15 protein-coding genes and 13 tRNA genes are annotated in these 17,684 nt (G+C 37.1%); 3 read left to right on the top strand and 25 right to left on the bottom strand.

The genetic code is table 11. The features are described 5' to 3' along the window. Positions 1-44: 44 nt before the first annotated feature. Positions 45-2,438: an FtsK/SpoIIIE family DNA translocase gene (locus tag AC6UDG_RS03015; protein WP_500706358.1), complete on the bottom strand. Its 2,394-nt coding sequence runs from the start codon at positions 2,436-2,438 to the stop codon at positions 45-47. Positions 2,439-2,456: 18 nt separating this feature from the next. Then, the gene (locus tag AC6UDG_RS03010) at positions 2,457-2,969 is read right to left on the bottom strand and encodes a tRNA (cytidine(34)-2'-O)-methyltransferase (RefSeq protein ID WP_500695525.1); all 513 of its coding nucleotides are present in this window, start codon (positions 2,967-2,969) and stop codon (positions 2,457-2,459) included. A 129-nt stretch (positions 2,970-3,098) separates the two neighbouring features. Between AC6UDG_RS03010 and AC6UDG_RS03005 the strand changes: the two genes are divergently transcribed. Next, positions 3,099-3,680 carry a copper homeostasis protein CutC gene (locus tag AC6UDG_RS03005; protein WP_500695524.1) on the top strand — a complete coding sequence of 194 codons (582 nt, stop codon included), beginning with the start codon at positions 3,099-3,101 and terminating at the stop codon, positions 3,678-3,680. An 80-nt stretch (positions 3,681-3,760) separates the two neighbouring features. On the opposite strand, the gene AC6UDG_RS03000 is transcribed toward AC6UDG_RS03005, so the two are convergent. From AC6UDG_RS03000 to AC6UDG_RS02980, 5 genes are all read right to left on the bottom strand, one after another. Next, positions 3,761-4,558: a MucBP domain-containing protein gene (locus AC6UDG_RS03000; RefSeq protein ID WP_500706357.1), complete on the bottom strand. Its 798-nt coding sequence runs from the start codon at positions 4,556-4,558 to the stop codon at positions 3,761-3,763. Positions 4,559-4,630: 72 nt separating this feature from the next. Further along, on the bottom strand, positions 4,631-7,165 hold the full coding sequence (locus AC6UDG_RS02995) for an SH3 domain-containing protein (RefSeq protein WP_500706356.1): 2,535 nt from the start codon (positions 7,163-7,165) through the stop codon (positions 4,631-4,633). A gap of 248 nt (positions 7,166-7,413) precedes the next feature. Further along, complete coding sequence (locus AC6UDG_RS02990; RefSeq protein WP_500695521.1) at positions 7,414-8,295, bottom strand: RluA family pseudouridine synthase; 882 nt, start codon at positions 8,293-8,295, stop codon at positions 7,414-7,416. Further along, positions 8,288-9,100 (bottom strand): NAD kinase, encoded by an 813-nt coding sequence (locus AC6UDG_RS02985; protein WP_500693946.1) that lies wholly within the window; start codon positions 9,098-9,100, stop codon positions 8,288-8,290. Before AC6UDG_RS02985 ends, AC6UDG_RS02990 begins: the two co-directional genes overlap by 8 nt. After that, positions 9,097-9,732 (bottom strand): GTP pyrophosphokinase, encoded by a 636-nt coding sequence (locus tag AC6UDG_RS02980; RefSeq protein WP_500693947.1) that lies wholly within the window; start codon positions 9,730-9,732, stop codon positions 9,097-9,099. The genes AC6UDG_RS02985 and AC6UDG_RS02980 overlap by 4 nt, the downstream gene beginning before the upstream one ends. A 176-nt stretch (positions 9,733-9,908) precedes the next feature. On the opposite strand from AC6UDG_RS02980, the gene AC6UDG_RS02975 reads away from it, so the two are divergent. Further along, entirely contained in the window at positions 9,909-10,493 is a 585-nt protein-coding gene (locus AC6UDG_RS02975) for a DsbA family protein (RefSeq protein ID WP_500693948.1), read from the top strand. Positions 10,494-10,544: 51 nt separating this feature from the next. Here the strand turns inward: AC6UDG_RS02975 and AC6UDG_RS02970 are convergent, their stop codons facing one another. From AC6UDG_RS02970 to AC6UDG_RS02950, 5 genes are all read right to left on the bottom strand, one after another. Next, positions 10,545-11,354, bottom strand: coding sequence for an aldo/keto reductase (locus tag AC6UDG_RS02970; protein WP_500706355.1), 810 nt, complete (start codon positions 11,352-11,354; stop codon positions 10,545-10,547). Positions 11,355-11,434: 80 nt separating this feature from the next. Next, the gene (pepF, locus tag AC6UDG_RS02965; protein WP_500706354.1) at positions 11,435-13,237 is read right to left on the bottom strand and encodes an oligoendopeptidase F; all 1,803 of its coding nucleotides are present in this window, start codon (positions 13,235-13,237) and stop codon (positions 11,435-11,437) included. A gap of 15 nt (positions 13,238-13,252) precedes the next feature. Continuing rightward, positions 13,253-14,329: a competence protein CoiA gene (locus AC6UDG_RS02960; RefSeq protein ID WP_500706353.1), complete on the bottom strand. Its 1,077-nt coding sequence runs from the start codon at positions 14,327-14,329 to the stop codon at positions 13,253-13,255. Positions 14,330-14,381: 52 nt separating this feature from the next. Next, the gene (locus AC6UDG_RS02955) at positions 14,382-15,086 is read right to left on the bottom strand and encodes an adaptor protein MecA (protein ID WP_500706352.1); all 705 of its coding nucleotides are present in this window, start codon (positions 15,084-15,086) and stop codon (positions 14,382-14,384) included. Positions 15,087-15,101: 15 nt separating this feature from the next. Next, positions 15,102-15,842, bottom strand: a complete 741-nt coding sequence (locus tag AC6UDG_RS02950) for an MBL fold metallo-hydrolase (protein ID WP_500706351.1) — start codon at positions 15,840-15,842, stop codon at positions 15,102-15,104. A gap of 103 nt (positions 15,843-15,945) precedes the next feature. Between AC6UDG_RS02950 and AC6UDG_RS02945 the strand changes: the two genes are divergently transcribed. Then, positions 15,946-16,446: a hypothetical protein gene (locus AC6UDG_RS02945; RefSeq protein WP_500693954.1), complete on the top strand. Its 501-nt coding sequence runs from the start codon at positions 15,946-15,948 to the stop codon at positions 16,444-16,446. A 54-nt stretch (positions 16,447-16,500) separates the two neighbouring features. Here the strand turns inward: AC6UDG_RS02945 and AC6UDG_RS02940 are convergent. From AC6UDG_RS02940 to AC6UDG_RS02880, 13 genes are all read right to left on the bottom strand, one after another. Next, positions 16,501-16,575 (bottom strand) — tRNA-Asp (locus AC6UDG_RS02940). Positions 16,576-16,579: 4 nt separating this feature from the next. After that, positions 16,580-16,653, bottom strand: a tRNA-Met gene (locus AC6UDG_RS02935). Between the two features lie 24 nt (positions 16,654-16,677). Further along, a tRNA-Glu gene (locus tag AC6UDG_RS02930) sits at positions 16,678-16,750 on the bottom strand. A gap of 8 nt (positions 16,751-16,758) precedes the next feature. Continuing rightward, positions 16,759-16,846, bottom strand: a tRNA-Ser gene (locus AC6UDG_RS02925). Positions 16,847-16,848: 2 nt separating this feature from the next. After that, positions 16,849-16,923, bottom strand: a tRNA-Ile gene (locus tag AC6UDG_RS02920). Between the two features lie 16 nt (positions 16,924-16,939). Next, positions 16,940-17,010, bottom strand: a tRNA-Gly gene (locus AC6UDG_RS02915). 19 nt (positions 17,011-17,029) lie between these two features. Beyond that, positions 17,030-17,102 (bottom strand) — tRNA-Phe (locus tag AC6UDG_RS02910). Between the two features lie 7 nt (positions 17,103-17,109). Then, positions 17,110-17,184 (bottom strand) — tRNA-Asp (locus tag AC6UDG_RS02905). 4 nt (positions 17,185-17,188) lie between these two features. Then, positions 17,189-17,262: transfer RNA gene (locus AC6UDG_RS02900), tRNA-Met, on the bottom strand. 9 nt (positions 17,263-17,271) lie between these two features. Continuing rightward, a tRNA-Ser gene (locus AC6UDG_RS02895) sits at positions 17,272-17,361 on the bottom strand. A 66-nt stretch (positions 17,362-17,427) separates the two neighbouring features. After that, positions 17,428-17,501, bottom strand: a tRNA-Ile gene (locus tag AC6UDG_RS02890). Between the two features lie 9 nt (positions 17,502-17,510). Next, positions 17,511-17,584, bottom strand: a tRNA-Met gene (locus AC6UDG_RS02885). 25 nt (positions 17,585-17,609) lie between these two features. After that, positions 17,610-17,683 (bottom strand) — tRNA-Pro (locus AC6UDG_RS02880). Position 17,684: the final 1 nt, after the last annotated feature.

The raw sequence follows: 17,684 nt of genomic DNA, 5'->3' as shown, positions 1-17,684 counted from the left end.
TAATATCGTTTTAGGGCATTCTGAAGCAAATTCAGAGTGTCTTTTTATTTTTCATCATCAGAAGAAGGCTTCTTATAGACGTCTCTAGGTTTACTTCCATGCTGTGGTCCAATATACCCACGTTGTTCCATATCATCAACAATCCGAGCCGCCCGATTATAACCAATTCGAAACTGACGTTGAATCATCGACGTACTGGCTTTTTGTTCTTTTACAACAAATTTCAGAGCATCATCAAATAGATCATCCTCATCATCGTCTTTTTCTTCTTCTTTAATTTCAGCATCAGTAACCATCATTGAGTCATCATATTCTGGCTCAGCTTGTTTCTTGACAAAATCAATCACGTTTTCAACATCACTATCAGAAATAAAGGAACCTTGGACACGCGCTGGAATGTTTTGATCGATCGGGAGATACAGCATATCACCCCTCCCAAGTAATTTTTCAGCTCCATTCGTATCTAAAATTGTTCTTGAATCAACTCCACTTGATACCGCAAAAGCGATTCTTGATGGGACATTAGCTTTAATCAATCCGGTAATAACATCAACTGACGGACGTTGAGTTGCCAAAATCATATGAACCCCAGCTGCTCTTCCCATCTGAGCTAGTCTAATGATGGCACTCTCCACTTCATTTGAGACCGTCATCATTAAATCAGCTAGTTCATCAACAACCACTACAATGTATGGGAGAGTTGGAAGAGCCGTACCTTCAGTCCGATTCTTTTCTTGAATATACTTATTATATCCACTAATTTTACGTTGACCTGTCTGGGCAAACATCTCATAACGATGTTCCATTTCATCAACCACTTTATGAAGAGCGCGAGCGGCTTTCTTAGGATCTGAAACCACTGGGCTTAAAAGATGAGGAATCCCGTTATAAACACCCAACTCAACTTTCTTAGGGTCAATTAACATAAATTTAACCTGGTCGGGAGTAGCTTTTAAAAGAATACTAGTGAGAATTGAATTAATTGCAACCGACTTACCACTTCCAGTTGATCCCGCAATTAACAAATGAGGCATCTTGGTAATATCGCAAGAAACAACGTCACCGTTAACGTTTTTACCCAAAGGAACATTTAAAATACCATGGTTATTGCCGGTCTGATTTTCAAATACATCCCGAAACGAAACGGTCGAAATTGCTTTATTAGGAACTTCGATCCCAATTAAAGATTTGCCTGGAATTGGTGCTTCAATCCTGATGTCTTTTGCTGCTAATGCAAGTGCAATATCATCACTCAAATTGACAATTTTAGAAACTTTTACACCAATTGCTGGATGCAACTCATATTCGGTAACCGATGGTCCTAAGCTTACATTTTTTACCTCAGCATCAACCCCGAAACTCTTTAAAGTCTTTTGTAGAATTTTCGTATTTTTATCGATCGCATTATATTCTGCAGTCTGATCTTGCTCTGGCACTTTAGTAAGGAGATTAGTTGAAGGAAGTTGATAGTGGTTACCAGAAGAATTATTTTCAAAAGTTGGTAAACTCGTTTTGGTTTCATTATCAAAATGATTCCGTTTAGGCTTCTTACTTGCAACCGTTATGTGAGGAGTATTCTCATCTTGTTTAACACCAACATGTTCCCTTGGCTTATTGACTGGAACAGTTGGTGAATTAACGGATGCTTGAGACCGCGAACTGTTCTTCTCATTTTCTTTTTGATGTCCTAGATAATCTTGAAACTGATTTGTCTTTGCTGATTGCTGCTTTTGTAATTTTCGATTATTTCGTCGCTCTTGATTATTCAGGTGCGCCCGATTAAATGACGCAATAATCGCAGTAAACCACTTAGCTGACCAAGTCAAAAAGCCTTTGAGCCACTTAATAACTGGTAGTTTAAAGAAGATGATCGCTCCAACGACCATTAAACTGTAAGCAAGGATCAAAGTCCCAACTAACGAGATAAGGGTATCGAAAAAAGATAATAACGTAGCGCCAATCATCCCACCCCCAACGTTACTAGTAGAGACACCGTTAGTAATATCAGAAAGTAACGCATTGAAGGTGGTGGACACAAAGTTAACATGGGAATTTAAAGAATTCGAAAAGGTAATGGATAAGTTTAAAATCCAACCAATAAATGCTATCAAAAAACCCAAAATATAATGGTAATCGATTCGAGGAATCTTAATTCCTAGAAGCAATAAGATGCCAAAAACACCTAGAAAAATTGCCAAAACCTGGTAGGCGTTCCCAACCACTAACCGAAATACATTAGCAAACAGGGTCCCCGCCATTCCTAAGCTGAAAAAGCCTAAAACGGCGATCAACATAAAAATCAAACCAATGATATTTAATTTCTTTTCACCGCAAAAGTTCTTTAATTTGTTCCAAACAGAATTTCTTTTTTTCCTTGGACGACGTTTTCTCGTTATTTTACGCTTTGTAGTTTTACGTTTTGTTTTTCGTTGAGCCAACTAAGGCACCCCTTCGCATTATTTTAATTTATCGTGCTCATAAGTATGAGTCACTTCAAGTCCAGCAAATTTCTGTTGCCTTAAAGCCTCATATATTACAATCGCACAAGTGTTCGATAAATTCAATGCTCGAATATGAGAATCATCTTGAGGAATTCTAATAGCTTGTTTGGAATACTGACGTTCAAAGTTTTCGGGCAATCCCGTCGTTTCTTTTCCAAACAAAAAATAATAATCCACGTTATCATCACTATAATTTGGATCTGTATACACCTTTTTCCCAAACTTTGAAACCAAAAACAACCTTTGCTTGTCTGGAATGGTTTTTAAAAATTCAGGAAGATTTTCGTGATAATTGATCTTAACCTTATCCCAGTAATCTAATCCAGCTCTCTTTAAGTGTTTATCATCAACCGAAAAACCCAACGGTTTAATTAAATCAAGAACGGTATCAGTTCCCGCACATGTTCTTGCAATATTGCCAGTATTAGCTGGCATTAATGGTTCAAATAATGCAATATGATTAGTCATTTACATCCTCCAATAATTCGTTCAATAACTTTCTTTTTCAATTATATCACGCGTCTAATTTCATTTAAGCGCAAAATCGATGTCAATTCAGATCTATAATAGTTATAATTGTTGCAGGAGGTAGTTTATATGACAATCGTTGAACCACTTGTATCAAAATTTAGAGAGGTATCTGCTGAACTTGAAAGTTCTCAATTAAAAATTGCAATTAATCAGGAAATGATGACCCCCAGTCGTGGATTTATCGCAGAAGCATGTAAATATGCTCACGAAAAAAAGCGAAGCCTCGACGTCTTAATTTCATCAAATAATAATACTAGTACCTTTAATGATTCTGAGATAAAAATCATGGAAGATGATCTTTTCCAATGCCAAGAGTTAGGTGTTGATGGTGTCATTATTGGTGCTTTAAATGACCAAAATAAAGTCGACTTAGAGGCCATGGAAATTTTGATGGCAGCAGCAGGCGGCATGCAACTGTATTTTTCACCTGCATTTGATCAAATAATTGAAAAAAATTGGACTGATACTCTGAACTGGATTGATAACAATAACTTTGCTGGAGTAGTTGCATCAACCAGAATAGAAAGTTTATCTGCAAAAATAAAAAATTATCAGAATCTTCAGTTAATTCCACTCGTAGAGTCCAAAGATGAATTGGATAAGGTCCAAAAGATTGCTGATCCCAATATTATAATTAACAAAAAATAGCTTCAGCTATAAAAATAATCCCGTACCGCTAAAAACTAGCGTTACGGGATTATTTGTTTTTCTCCAATCAATGAACTTTTTTAATGCTCAAAATGACGTGGTCCTCTGAACTTGTGCCATATAAAAGCCCCAACTCCAGCAACTACCACCACAATAATTCCTCCAACTACCCAGGGAGTAATGCTCCCATCTTTTTTCTCGTGCTTAGCATCATTTTTGTCATGATCTTTTTTTGCCTTTTTATTTTTCTGATTCTTCTTATCAGATTGATTCTTTTTATCCTTGGCATTCTTATCAGCATTGGGTTTTTGGGAATTATCTTTGGCCTTTGATTGATCCTTGGCTTTTTCATTTGTCTGATTATTACTAGTAGCATTCTTCTGGGTGCCAGTAGCTGAACTATCACTAGTCCCGTTATTATTTTTATTCTTACCATTAGTCTGACTACCATTATTACCATTGGAACTCACACCAGCATTAGCACGGTTAGGTTGTTTATTATTTGCCGTACTGTTACCAGTTGATGAATAAATAATCGTCATTTCCATAATATCTGTTGAACTATCACTACCACCAAATGTCATTTGGGGGCCATTACTATTATTTTGTCCATTTTGAATACTAGAATACTTGTATCCAGGAATGTTAGGAATCGACGCAATATAGGTACTACCAGTTGCTCCCATGGCGGTGGTTGCAGGACGAATTACTTGACCATTTTGATCAACGTAGTGAACTACAATCTCCCCTTGACCACTATTACCCTGCGCAAATTGAGTAGTTTGCGCATTAACATGTCCCACATTAGGCACAAACACTCCCATGGTGACCACTGCAAAACTAATTAAAATTAGTGAGGTTACTTTCTTTAAGTTCATAATCCATACTCCATTTCATTTATTTGAAAATGTTTAAGGGTGTTTCTAAAAATTATTTTCACCTAATTAATTTTAGTTCAAGTCGGCAACGTAGCGATATGCACCTGAAGCTGCTCGGTATCTTAACCAAGTATAACCATTAGCAATTACTTTGCCATCATAAACAACGCTTTCTCCAGCATCATATTGTCCCACAACTTGTGAACTAGTACTTGGTGAAGTTCTAATGTTAGTAACGTGTCTGAAAGTAAATCGGCCAGAAGTGGGAGTAACGTCTGATTGGTTGTTACCAGAAACAGAACCATTTCCTAATTCAGCAACATAACGGTAGGCACCTGATCCACCACGATATCTTAACCATGTGTATCCATTAGCAATTACTTTGCCATCGTACACTACTCGTTCACCAGCATTATATTGGCCTACGACCTGTGAATTAGTATTTGGAGCAGTTCTGACGTTTGTAGTTTGACCAAAGGTATATGTTCCTGATGTTTCAGTAACACTTGGTTGGTTGGTTGGAGTTGAAGTATTGTTATCTAGTTTGGCAACATAACGGTAGGCACCTGAAGCTGCCTTATATCTTAACCATGTGTATCCACCGGCATTAACAGTACCATCATAAACAACTCGCTCACCGGCATCGTACTGTCCCACAACTTGTGAACTAGTACTTGGAGCAGTTCTAATGTTGGTAGTTTGATTAAAGGTATACATCCCTGATTCTTGCTTAACGTTTGCATCTGGGTTAGGTGCGGGAGTGGAAGTATTGCTTAATTTAGCAACATAACGGTAGGCACCTGATCCACCACGATATCTTAGCCACGTGTATCCATCGGCTTGGACAGTACCATCATAAACAACTCGTTCACCGGCATCGTATTGACCTACAATCTGAGAACTAGTACTTGGGGCAGTTCTAATGTTAGTAGTTTGACCAAAAGTATAGGTTCCAGAAGCTGGTGTGACATTTGACTCTGGCTTTGAGGCTGGTACGTCGCTTACCTTAGCAACATACAAATCATCACCAGAATATGATTTGTATCTTAACCATGTATATCCATCAGCATCAACAGTACCATTGTAAACGACACTTTCTCCAGCCTTATATTGTCCTACAACTGGAGCACTTAGGCTTGGTGAGGTTCTAATATTGGTGGTTTGACTGAAGGTATAAGTACCAGAAGCTGGCTTAACATCAGGAGCTGGTAGTGGATTACCTTCATCTTGAAAGGCGATTTGATCGATGCTAGTTAAATTATAGTTACGGACACAGTTAATAAGTGTCTGAGCATAACTAGGATCAGTCGCATATCCATCATTTTGTAAAGCATAGGCTACACTCACGTAATCTCTTACGCCAAGTAAGTTGCTGTAACGTGGGTTGTCTCTTAAGAAAGCACCATGGTCTTCAATGCTTGCAGCCCAGCTTGGATATAATCTAAAGGCTGCTTGAACAGTAACCCAGTGTCCATTGATGTATTCTTGAGTTGGAAAGTAGATTGATTGACCGTTATAAGAACCTTTGATTCCAAATAAATTGTTACCCTTAACGGCTAATCCAGATCTCCCCCAACCACTTTCAATGATGGCCTGAGCGATTGAAATTGATGGTAAAACACCATATTTCTTCCATCCAGCAATTGCACCAGGAGTCACCTTATTGATAAAGTCCTGAGTATAACTGGCAAAATTAGTGTTATTTGAAACATTAAAATTAGTATATTGTGATGGGCGTTGCACGTTTTGATTTACGTTGTTTTCAACGCTTGAATCATAATAACCAGGACCAATCTGCTTATCTGGAGTGGCAACGTCAGCCTTTAAGTTCACGTTTTGATTTTGATCTACATTCTGTTGATGCTCATTATTATTTTCAGAAACTTTGTTCTCGTTTTCAGCATTATCCGTTACCTTAAGAGCAACTTCAGAGTCCTGTGCTGATTGTTGACTGGCATCAGCTTTTGGAGCTTTTGTTACTTGCTGTTGATCACTAGTCTTTGAAACTTTTGGTGATTGTTGCTGTTCATTAGAATCATTCTGATCTTTGACATTATTAGTCTCAGTCGATTTTGAAACAGCATTACTATCATTTAATGAGTTAGTTTGAGCTGACTGATCAGTCTTAGTTGGTTGTTGATTATCAGTAATAACTTCATTTTCGTTCTGAGATTGTTTAGAATCACTTGATTGTAATGTTGGTGTATGTACATTTGTTTCAGAAGAATTCTTAACTTCTGTATTTGTCTCACCATTTACTGATCCTGCTTGTTGTAACTGTGTGGCAGTCTTATTAGTGTTTTCCACTTGGGTTGAACCACTATCGTTTTGGGTTTGATTAGTGTTTGCAACTGTTGGTTGTTCTTGAACAATTTCCTTCTTTGGTTGAACATTTGAAGCCGGTTCACTTTCAGAAACTGGGACAGTACTTACCTTATCAGCATTTACTGAACTATTTAAGTTAAACGTGAACAATGCCGCACTGGCAAAGACCGTACCCATAGCTACTTTCATCCAGCCCTTTTTGGTTTTCACCAATTTGTTACGGCGTTTAGTCTCTCCAGTACTAAGAGCCATTTGGTTGTGCTTCTTAATGAGCTTCTTCATCAATTATCTCTCCTTTTCAAAACTGTAACATCATAATTAAGTATAACATCTAACGATCAAAAATTAATAAAAATATAAACAATATTAATAGTAATTATTCTAAAGTGAAATCTTAAAAATGTCTACCCCAATTTACTTAATTATTTATTTTGGCTCATCTTTAACTCATGAAAAAATATAATTCTAGGACACCAGTGTCCTAGAATTATACGTTTTAGCTAACCAAATATTATAAAAATCAATAAATCTTAATTCAATAACTCTTTAAAATCACTGGGAATTTGGGATTCGACTTTGACGTCTTTTTTTTCAAACGGATCAAAAAAAATTGTCTGATAACAATGCAATTTTTGCCGTTTATTGCTGTGTTCGTAAGGATTATATAGCCAGTCTCCCACAAGCGGATAGCCAATTCTTGCAAAATGAACCCGAATTTGATGTGTTCGCCCCGTATGCAACCTAATTTTGACCAACGACATTCCATTATTAACCTTCAATGTCCAAAATTCAGTTCGACAATATTTGCCGTCATTTCTGACTTCTCGTTCGATAAATGATCCTGGTTTTCTACCAATTGGGAGCACAATCTGCCCGTGCTTGATGTTAAGTTCACCTAACACAACGGCAACATAATATTTTTTTACCTGTCGGTCTTTCAGTTGCTTATCAAGTACCGAATGAGCTAAATGATTCTTAGCAAAAATAACCGGACCACTCGTATCACGATCAAGCCGATTAACGATGTGAACCTTCTTACTTGGATAATCATTACGAACATAATAACCTAAAACACGATTTAAAATTGTGTCATTAGGATAAATATGTGAAGGAACTGAAGCAACTCCGACCGGCTTATCAATTACCAAAAAATTATCATTTTCAAATAAAATCTTAATCGGTAAATTTGAAACCTGCAAAAAATCATTTTGTTCTTCAGGTGGCAAAATAACCTTAACTCGATCACCACGTGATAATTCAAAACTAGTATAAACATCCCTACTATTTACCATCAAGTGACCACCATGATAACGAATACTTTTAAGCAGCGACCTGGTAACCCCATTTTTCATCACAAACGTTCTGACTTTCATGGGTTTATATTCATCATAAATCCAATCAAAACTAATCATCGTCAAGGGTTTCCCCAATGAATGAATTACTTACCCGCTGCCAAAAATGAGTGTGACGATATTTGGCAAAATAAATTCTTCGTTTGGAAATTTTGAATTTAATGGACTTAATTGGACGATCTTTAATTAATAACTGGTCGTATGTTAGAACGTTATGGAGTGACACCTCCGGCACAATCGTAATGGACTCAGTTGGTGGAATAATGATCGGTGAACCAATCGTTCGAAAAACCCGATTATTAATTGAAGCCATCTCAGCCACTTGAATTGAATTGAACTTAGGCGAAATAATTGCTCCCCCTACCGATTTATTGTATGCGGTTGATCCAGTGGGAGTTGAAATACATAATCCATCGCCACGAAAGTTTTCAAAAAGTTCTCCCTTGATGAAGACTTTGGCCACCATCGTTCCAAACAATTTTTTAAACGTCGCTTCATTAAGGGCAATCATATAATCTGGCTGTCCCCCATCAGCATAATCTACTTCGATATCTAATAAGGGATAGCTAACACTTTGACCATTATCATGCTTCAAACTTTCAACCAACTGAGTCACCTCAGTATCACGCCAGTCAGTATAAAATCCCAAATGACCCGTGTGAATTCCAACGAACCTAATCTTGTCAGTCAAATCATCGTAATGATGAAAAGCAGAAAGTAACGTACCGTCTCCACCAACGGAAATTACAATTTCAGGATTAAGTTCATCAATTTCTAAATCTTTTGCATTTTCAATCTCTTTTGATAATTCCGATGCAATTCGACTCGAGGTCTCACCATCGTTACTATAAATTGCAATTTTCATTTTTGGTCCCTCGATTCGTGTTTATCGTTTTGATCCTTAAGATCTCGATCTAACTCTTGTTTAATCTCTAACATTTCTTCATCCAACTTATAAGCGGTTTCCGATGCCCCCTGTAACCTCTTATGAACTTCAGGAGGAAAAACATCAGGATGCTTATAATTTAAAGAATGTTCAATGGTAGCCCAAAAGTTCATTGCTAAAGTTCTAATTTGAATTTCAGCCAGAATATCCCTTTGCCCATCGACTAACTGCAAGGGATAACTAAATACAATGTGGTATGAACGGTAGCCACTGGCTTTCTCATTATTAACGTAATCCCGTTCTTCTAAAATATTAATGTCATTTCGTTTTCTGAGAATATCTACTACCGTGTAAATATCATCAAGAAATTCACACATAATGCGCAACCCACAAATATCTTCCATGTCTTCAGACAAACGTGATTCTTCAATGTGACGTCGCTGCATCTTTTCCTTGATACTATCGATTGGCTTAATTCTACTAGTAACAAACTCAATTGGTGAGCGTTCACCACGTTCTAAGTACTCTGAGCGAATCCCACGTAATTTTAATTTTAATTCATTTGAAGCTTCTTGATATGGAAATAAAAAGTCATCCCAATTCTTCACCATAAAACAACAATCTCCAGTCTGTCATATTGTTCCAGAAACATAATACCACACTTAATTATCATCCCAGTATAATAAGAGTACTAAAACAAATTTATTGAATTTTTATAAAAAAATGATAATCTAGTAAGTGCGTCGTTATAGAAGAGAAAGATAACAAACTAGGAAAGGAAAAAGTTATGATTGAACTATATTTATTTGTAGACCCAACTTGCAGTGATTGTGCTGAATCTGAACAAACTATTGATCGTTTATCAAAGCAATTACCCTGTAAGACATCATTTCGAATCATTCCGATCATGAACCTTAGCGTTATATCTGGTAATAAGGAAGCTCACTCACAACTTCTTCCATATAAACTAATCCTTGATTATAAAGCAGCACTATTTCAAGGAGCAAAAAAAGGTCGAACATTTTTATTTGCACTACAGCACGACATTCTAAAAAGAAACATGACTTACTGTGATAGCTTAGTTTACGACATTGCCCAAAAAGCTAATCTAGACTTGGAAATGTTTAAAGAAGACCGTCGTTCAAAATTAACTGAGAGCACCTTTCAATCTGATCAACAAATGATTTCAGAAATGAATATCTCAAATCATGGTAATCTAGTAATATTCGACTGTGATTCTTCAGACAACGGTTTACTAATTGATAAAGTTGACTACCAAGAGTTATTTGATATTTGTAATCACATAATTCAAAAGGAATCACGAGAACTTGATGGTAAAATTAAACAAACAAATAATCTAAGGGTCCTCTAGAATAAAAAAAGTGGTCTCGCACCTAATAGGTGCGAGACCACTTTTTTGTTACTAAAGCCAACCAAACTGGCTCTTTTCAGTATCTAGTTTATTAATTTCTTTCATTTCATCGGGTGTTAACTCAAAATTGAAAATATCTAAATTACTTTTAATCCGATCTGGTTTAGTGGATCGTGGTAAAACAATAATTCCATTTTGAATTAAGAAGCGAAGACCAACCTGACCAATGGTCTTATCGTGAGCTTGAGCAATCTTTCCCAACGTTTCATTGGTAAAGAAGCCGTTACGACCTCGTGCAAATGGTGACCAAGCTTCCAGTCGCAAATCATCTTTTTTAGCAACTGGCAAAAAGTCTTTTTGTTGACGAAATACATTAGTTTCAACTTGATCGACAACTGGTGCAATGTTAGCGTTCTTTAAAATTTTATCTAAATCATCACCATAGAAATTAGATAATCCAATACTCTTTAATTTACCCGCCTTAACGGCATCTTCCATGGCACGATAAGTTTCAGTTAGATCGCCTGCAGGCCAATGATACAACATTAAATCAATGTAGTCAGTTTGTAATTTTTCTAATGCTTCATCAATCATTTTAGTTGCTTCATCGTAAGATTCTGGGCTTTCAATCTTAGTGGTTAGAAAAATATCATCACGGTTAACATCACTGTTCTTGATTGCATTTCCAACTTCACGTTCGTTGCCGTAATCACGCGCAGTATCGATCCCAGGATAACCATCCTTTAATGCTTGATCGACACTCTTTTCCGTCTCTCTAGCTGGAATTTCATAGGTTCCAAAAAAAATCTTGGGAATCTTAATCCCATTATTTAAAGTAAATGTTTCATCTCTAGCTGTCATGCAAACACCCCTCCTTAATTAATTACAAGTACAGCATATTCCTCTCACATAATATTTCAAACATTGTGCTTATAGTAGATCTAAAGCATTTTTTCCAGTTCATCTAAGCGTCTTTCAAACTTATCAAATGCTTGATTTAAATAATCCGGTTTAGTCATATCCACCCCAGCTGCTTTCATAATAGTAATCGGATCTTTACTACTACCTGATTTTAAATAGTTCAGATACGAATCAATCTTTTTAGGATCTCCACTAATAACTCGATCTGATAATGCAGAAGCAGCCGCAAAACCAGTTGCGTATTGATAAACGTAGAAATCATAGTAAAAATGAGGAATCCTGGACCATTCAAGTCGAATCTCAGGATCAGAAACAACGTCTTTTCCATAGTACTCTTGGTTCAAATTAAAGTAATATTTGTTCATAAATTCCGCGGTTAACGACTTTCCTTCTTGTTCTGATTGATGGATAAACTCTTCAAATTCAGCAAACTGAGTTTGACGGAAAATCGTTCCCTTTACCCCATCTAAATAAGAATTAAGGACGTATTTGCGGACTTCTGGATCAGAATTATTCTTAAGTAAGTAATCAGTCAAGATGTTTTCATTAGTAGTTGACGCAATTTCGGCCACAAAAATTGAATAATCGCCGTACTGGTATGGTTGGTTATGAGAAGTATAGTAACTGTGCATACTATGTCCTGTTTCGTGCACCAAAGTGTATAAATTATCAAGATTATCTTGCCAATTAAGCAAAACAAATGGATTCGTATCATACATCCCAGATGAGTATGCTCCTGTACGTTTCCCTTTATTTTCAACTACATCAATCCAACGGTTATTAAATTCTTCTTTAACATGTTTAACGTAGTCAGGACCGTAAACACTTAGTGCTTTTAAAGCTTCATCCTTGGCTTGACCAAAGGAATACTTAAGACTTGGTTTTCCACTTAATGGCACGTACATATCATACATGTGTAATTCAGAAACATTTAAAGCTTTTTTTCTAAGCGCAACGTACCGATGAAATAACGGTAGGTGTTCATGAACACTTTTTACTAAGGTTGTATAGACAGTTTCAGGAATCTCATTTTCACTCATTGCCATTTGTCTTGCTGAATCATATTTTCTCGTCTGTGCTTCAAAGTTATGAACAGATACTTCTGCTGACAAAGTTGAAGCAAGCGTGTTTTGAAATTGATCAAAGGTTGAGTAAAAGGATTTGAAAGCATTCTTTCTCACTTTTCGATCTTGCGACTCCAAGAGTAAACTATAAATACCGTTAGAAAGCCGTACTTTTTTACCCGACCCATCATTCACCTGAGGAAATTTAAGGTCAGAACTATCTAAGATTCCAAATGTCTTTTCGGGTGCCTCAAAAATTGTTGAAGCCCTAGCCATCAACTTTTCTTGGCCCTCAGGTAAGACATGATCCTGATTAACTAAAATCTTATCAAAAAATCTTCGATATTCTTCTAACTTTGGATTTGCCCTAATAAACTGTTCGATGCTTTCAGACCCTAAGGAAATGATTTCGGGTTCTAACCAAGACTGTGCCTGACCAACTTTGCTTCCTAATTTATTAACCCGGTCCATGTCACTTTGAAGGTCATTATTAGTAGTATCAACATCACTTGCTGACTGAGCATAAACATATAATTTTTCATATTTTCGATTCAAGTCCAATACTTGCTTAATTACACTTAAAAGCGATTCACTATTTAAGCCAAGTTGCCCTTTTAATTGACTAACTCTTCCAACTAAATCATTAACTTCACTATATGCTCGTTCAAACTCCGCATGATCCTTATACACAGTAGTCAAATCCCAAGTTAATTCTTTTGGAACCTCGTTTCGTTTTGGCAAATCATTTATCTTTGACATTTTACAATCTCCATTTCATGAACGTTTCTTAATCATGCTTATCTTAGCATAAACATCTCTATACCACGTAAATTCTTCAACTCGTTCAATCTTTCCATCATCAATCACCAACAGCTTATTATGAATCAAACAAGCCACAAATCTTTGAATATAAGCCTTCCTTACATTTTCAACATTGGTTAGAAAAACAAATTGATTGTTTGGATCAGCAAAATGGCTTTCTTGATATACTTTATCCATAAATTGAAAAATACTTTTACCAACCCACTTTTTTAGTTCACAGACGAAAATTATTTCCCAAGTCAACCACTGGTGACCAAAAACTGGAGGCAACATCCGATAATGATGACAAATAAGTGGACATCCAGTCACCGTCTTGCCATTTAGGTAGCAGTATTCCTGTAAAGCCATCATCTCCTGATCACGATAGTGAACTTTCTTCTCAATTTGTTTACATACTTTGATTAAATTGGGCTGCTTTAATTTATCAGATTGCTTTTTGTTAAAAAATTCAAACATTGAATACCAGCGTTTAAATGACTTCTCTCGGTAACGATAGACCCCATCAACTTGATGAATTTGGTAGCGGATAAAATATCGTGATCTAAAAGAATTCATATAAACAAGATAGTACCCCGTGTTTTTATGATATCTAATGAATTGAAGTACCGAAGGACTCGAAACCTTCTTTTTATAATATTTCATTCCCAAAATCCAAGAAGATTCCAGACCAATTGAATGGTAACCAGCTGCCCGCTTACTCAACTGTTGAAAGCTAATAGGACTGCATTGATACTCAATTGCCATATTACTCAAAAGAATATCCGCTCGTTGTTTTAAAGCTGGTAAATATACCTCTACATCAGCATCACATGGTAACGAGTTTAATATGATGTCTTTGCCAAGTGTATGCGCATAAGATTCACCGGCTCCCGTTTTACACTTCGAATTTGCTTGATGAGCAAAATGTGGAATTTTATTAATACCCTTTTTCAAAACCACCAATTCACCACAATCACAGCAATAATATTTATGATTCTTTTTGGCATCTCGTGCCATAATTAGCTTTCCATTTTCTAAAGCCATTAACATAAAAAAGACCCTTCGCAATATACGAAAAAAGATTCGCTAAATGCGAATCTTTTTACTTAAAATAATATGCAATTGTTTCAAGTGCATCACCAACCGTAATTTGCTTACCATACCTCTTTAATTTGTCTTCAGTCAGTGGCGCAATTTTCCCATACTCATAAACAATTCCCATTTCATCATTAATCATATGATTAAGGTCATCAAGATTAGAATTACCCTCACTATCGTACTGACCATTCAAATAGTATCTAAACATAATAATATACGAATTTTGATATTGATACAAATCAGTTTTTAATTCTACTGAATGGCGGGGAGTAACTTCCTTCCATTTATTGGCAAGCCCAATTAAATCATCAAATGAATTGAACTTGATTGGAATTAGTCGTTTACCAGCTTTTTTATCAAAAATATCATACATCTTGCGAATATCATTAACGTTTTTGCTAGTTCGTTGCTGCCTATTTTCATTTAATGGGGGTAACATCCCACCATTATCACCAATTTGATTTGAAATATTCTTATCTTTACTGATAAATAACTCTAATCCATCTTGGCTAGGAAGAATTTGAAACAAAACCGTATCTGTATCCGTAAAGTCTTTTTCAACGTCAGCTTCATCAAGAATGCTATAGAAAAATTGTTCACATTTTTCTCGATTCCCTAAAAGATCAAGCATCCCAATTCCATGCTTTTTTAAGTCTTCTTTGTTAATCAGTACACGGATTGTATCTTTGTTAACACGATGGAATTTCATAAAACAAATCGCCTCCTAAATCCTAATTGCCCTTCTTATTTTAGGCAATTCAACATTAACATTTTTGCCAGCGGCTTGTTGTGCTTGCTGTAACAATTTTACGTGACTACCATTTTGAGGAAGATGACTTATTAACAGGTTCTTACTATCTGACAATCGAGCTAAGTGACCAGATTGTTTAGAGGTCATATGCCACAATTTACCATCTACGTCCTCAAAGAAATTCGTATCTGATATTAACATATCAGAGTTCTTAACAAAATTAATTAGACCATCAAAATAACGTGTATCAGCTGTGTAACTCAATACTTTTCCAGATGATCGTTCAACAATCTTCATCGCAAAGGCTGGCACGGGATGAATCGTCTTTAAAAATGTGACTGTAAATGGTCCCACTTCAAGTTCACTATCAGCACTAAAGGGTTCTTTCTCAGTCGAATTGGGCCAATCTAACTGGTTGTAATGAATCTGATCGGTTGTATTTCCGTAAATCGGTACAACATCTGTATCATAACGTTTATCATGTAACTGCCAATAGTACTGTAACACCCCAACATCAGCGATGTGATCTGCATGATAATGTGACAAGATAACTGCATTTAATTTTAGTGGATCTAAAACCCTTTCTAATGAAAGCATTACTCCGCTCCCACAGTCAATTAACAAATTAAAGTTACCGCTAGTAACTAAATATCCACTAGTACCAATTCCATCATAAGGATAACCACCATAATCACCTAAAACCGTAAGTTTCATTTTTATCCCCCATTTCCAAAAATTAGGACATTTTCCTTTTAACTCATTAGGATTTATTCTAAACTAATTATGAAGCAATTTACATCAAAAGGAAGTTAATAATATGATAAGACAAATTTCTGTAACATTTGGCACGAAGAATGTATTAGTGCACATCATGAAAAGTAATCCTGAAAGGGATTTAGCACTATTCTCCACCAACAATAATGATTCAGGCCTCCAGCTCCTGGATTACAGTGGAAAGGAATCAATTTTCAAAAGTCCCATCACTTATGACGTCCTTTCACATGTTGGCGAAGACAACTGGAGTTATTTCATTAATTATGTGGAACTTTCACCATCAGATGACCAACGTAAAGTTTTAGATGCAAACATGAACACCTTCATGAGCAGTCCTGAATTACCAAGCGGAATGTTTTCGGGGTATTATATGTCAGATTCAAAGGATCATACTAAGCGTATTATTCTCACTTTATGGCGTGGAGCATACGCATACAATGATTGGGCTAATCGTCCTGAAAGTATTGTTTCTAAATTTAAAAACGATCCTAACATTGATTACCGCTCAGCCAGTTATCAACGGGTTGCACCAACAAATAATTAATAGATATAAAAAAAGAGATGAATAATTCATCTCTTTTTTTATATGATAATGATACGGTTCGTACGAGACTCGAACTCGTGATCTCCTGCGTGACAGGCAGGCGTCCTGAACCAACTAGACCAACGAACCAAAATTGCGGGAGCTGGATTTGAACCAACGACCTCCGGGTTATGAGCCCGACGAGCTACCAGACTGCTCTATCCCGCGATAATTATATAGTAAAAATAATGATGACCCGTACGGGATTCGAACCCATGTTACTGCCGTGAAAGGGCAGTGTCTTAAACCACTTGACCAACGGGTCATAATAAACGGAGAAGGAGAGATTCGAACTCTCGCGCCGCTTGCGCGACCTACACCCTTAGCAGGGGCGCCTCTTCAGCCACTTGAGTACTTCTCCAATGGGTCTAGGTGGACTCGAACCATCGACCTCACGCTTATCAGGCGTGCGCTCTAAACCGACTGAGCTATAGACCCAAATAAAACAAATAAAAGCGGGTGACGAGAATCGGACTCGCGACAGTAGCTTGGAAGGCTACGGTTTTACCACTAAACTACACCCGCATAAAAATATTAAATTAAGTGGCGCGGGACAGAATCGAACTGCCGACACACGGAGCTTCAATCCGTTGCTCTACCAACTGAGCTACCGAGCCATTTAAGCGGTTCGTACGAGACTCGAACTCGTGATCTCCTGCGTGACAGGCAGGCGTCCTGAACCAACTAGACCAACGAACCAAAATTGCGGGAGCTGGATTTGAACCAACGACCTCCGGGTTATGAGCCCGACGAGCTACCAGACTGCTCTATCCCGCGATAATATAAAGGAGGATGAGAGATTCGAACTCTCGCGCGATTTGACTCGCCTGACGGTTTTCAAGACCGTTCCCTTCAGCCAGACTTGGGTAATCCTCCAAAAACAACAAAGTAATTGTAACATATAAGTCAATAAACCTCAATGCCCACCAAACAGCGTTCGGATGGACCTTGTAGGACTCGAACCTACGACCGGACGGTTATGAGCCGTCTGCTCTAACCAACTGAGCTAAAGGTCCAAGACCTAATCGCGGCAGAGGGGATCGAACCCCCGACCTCCCGGGTATGAACCGGACGCTCTAGCCAGCTGAGCTACACCGCGATTTAAGATACATAAAAGTATCTAATCGGGAAGACAGGATTCGAACCTGCGACCCCCTGGTCCCAAACCAGGTGCTCTACCAAGCTGAGCTACTTCCCGA

The sequence above is a fragment of the Fructilactobacillus sp. X2R1C1 genome, assembly GCF_059901435.1.
This window is presented reverse-complemented; position numbering and strand designations above follow the sequence as displayed.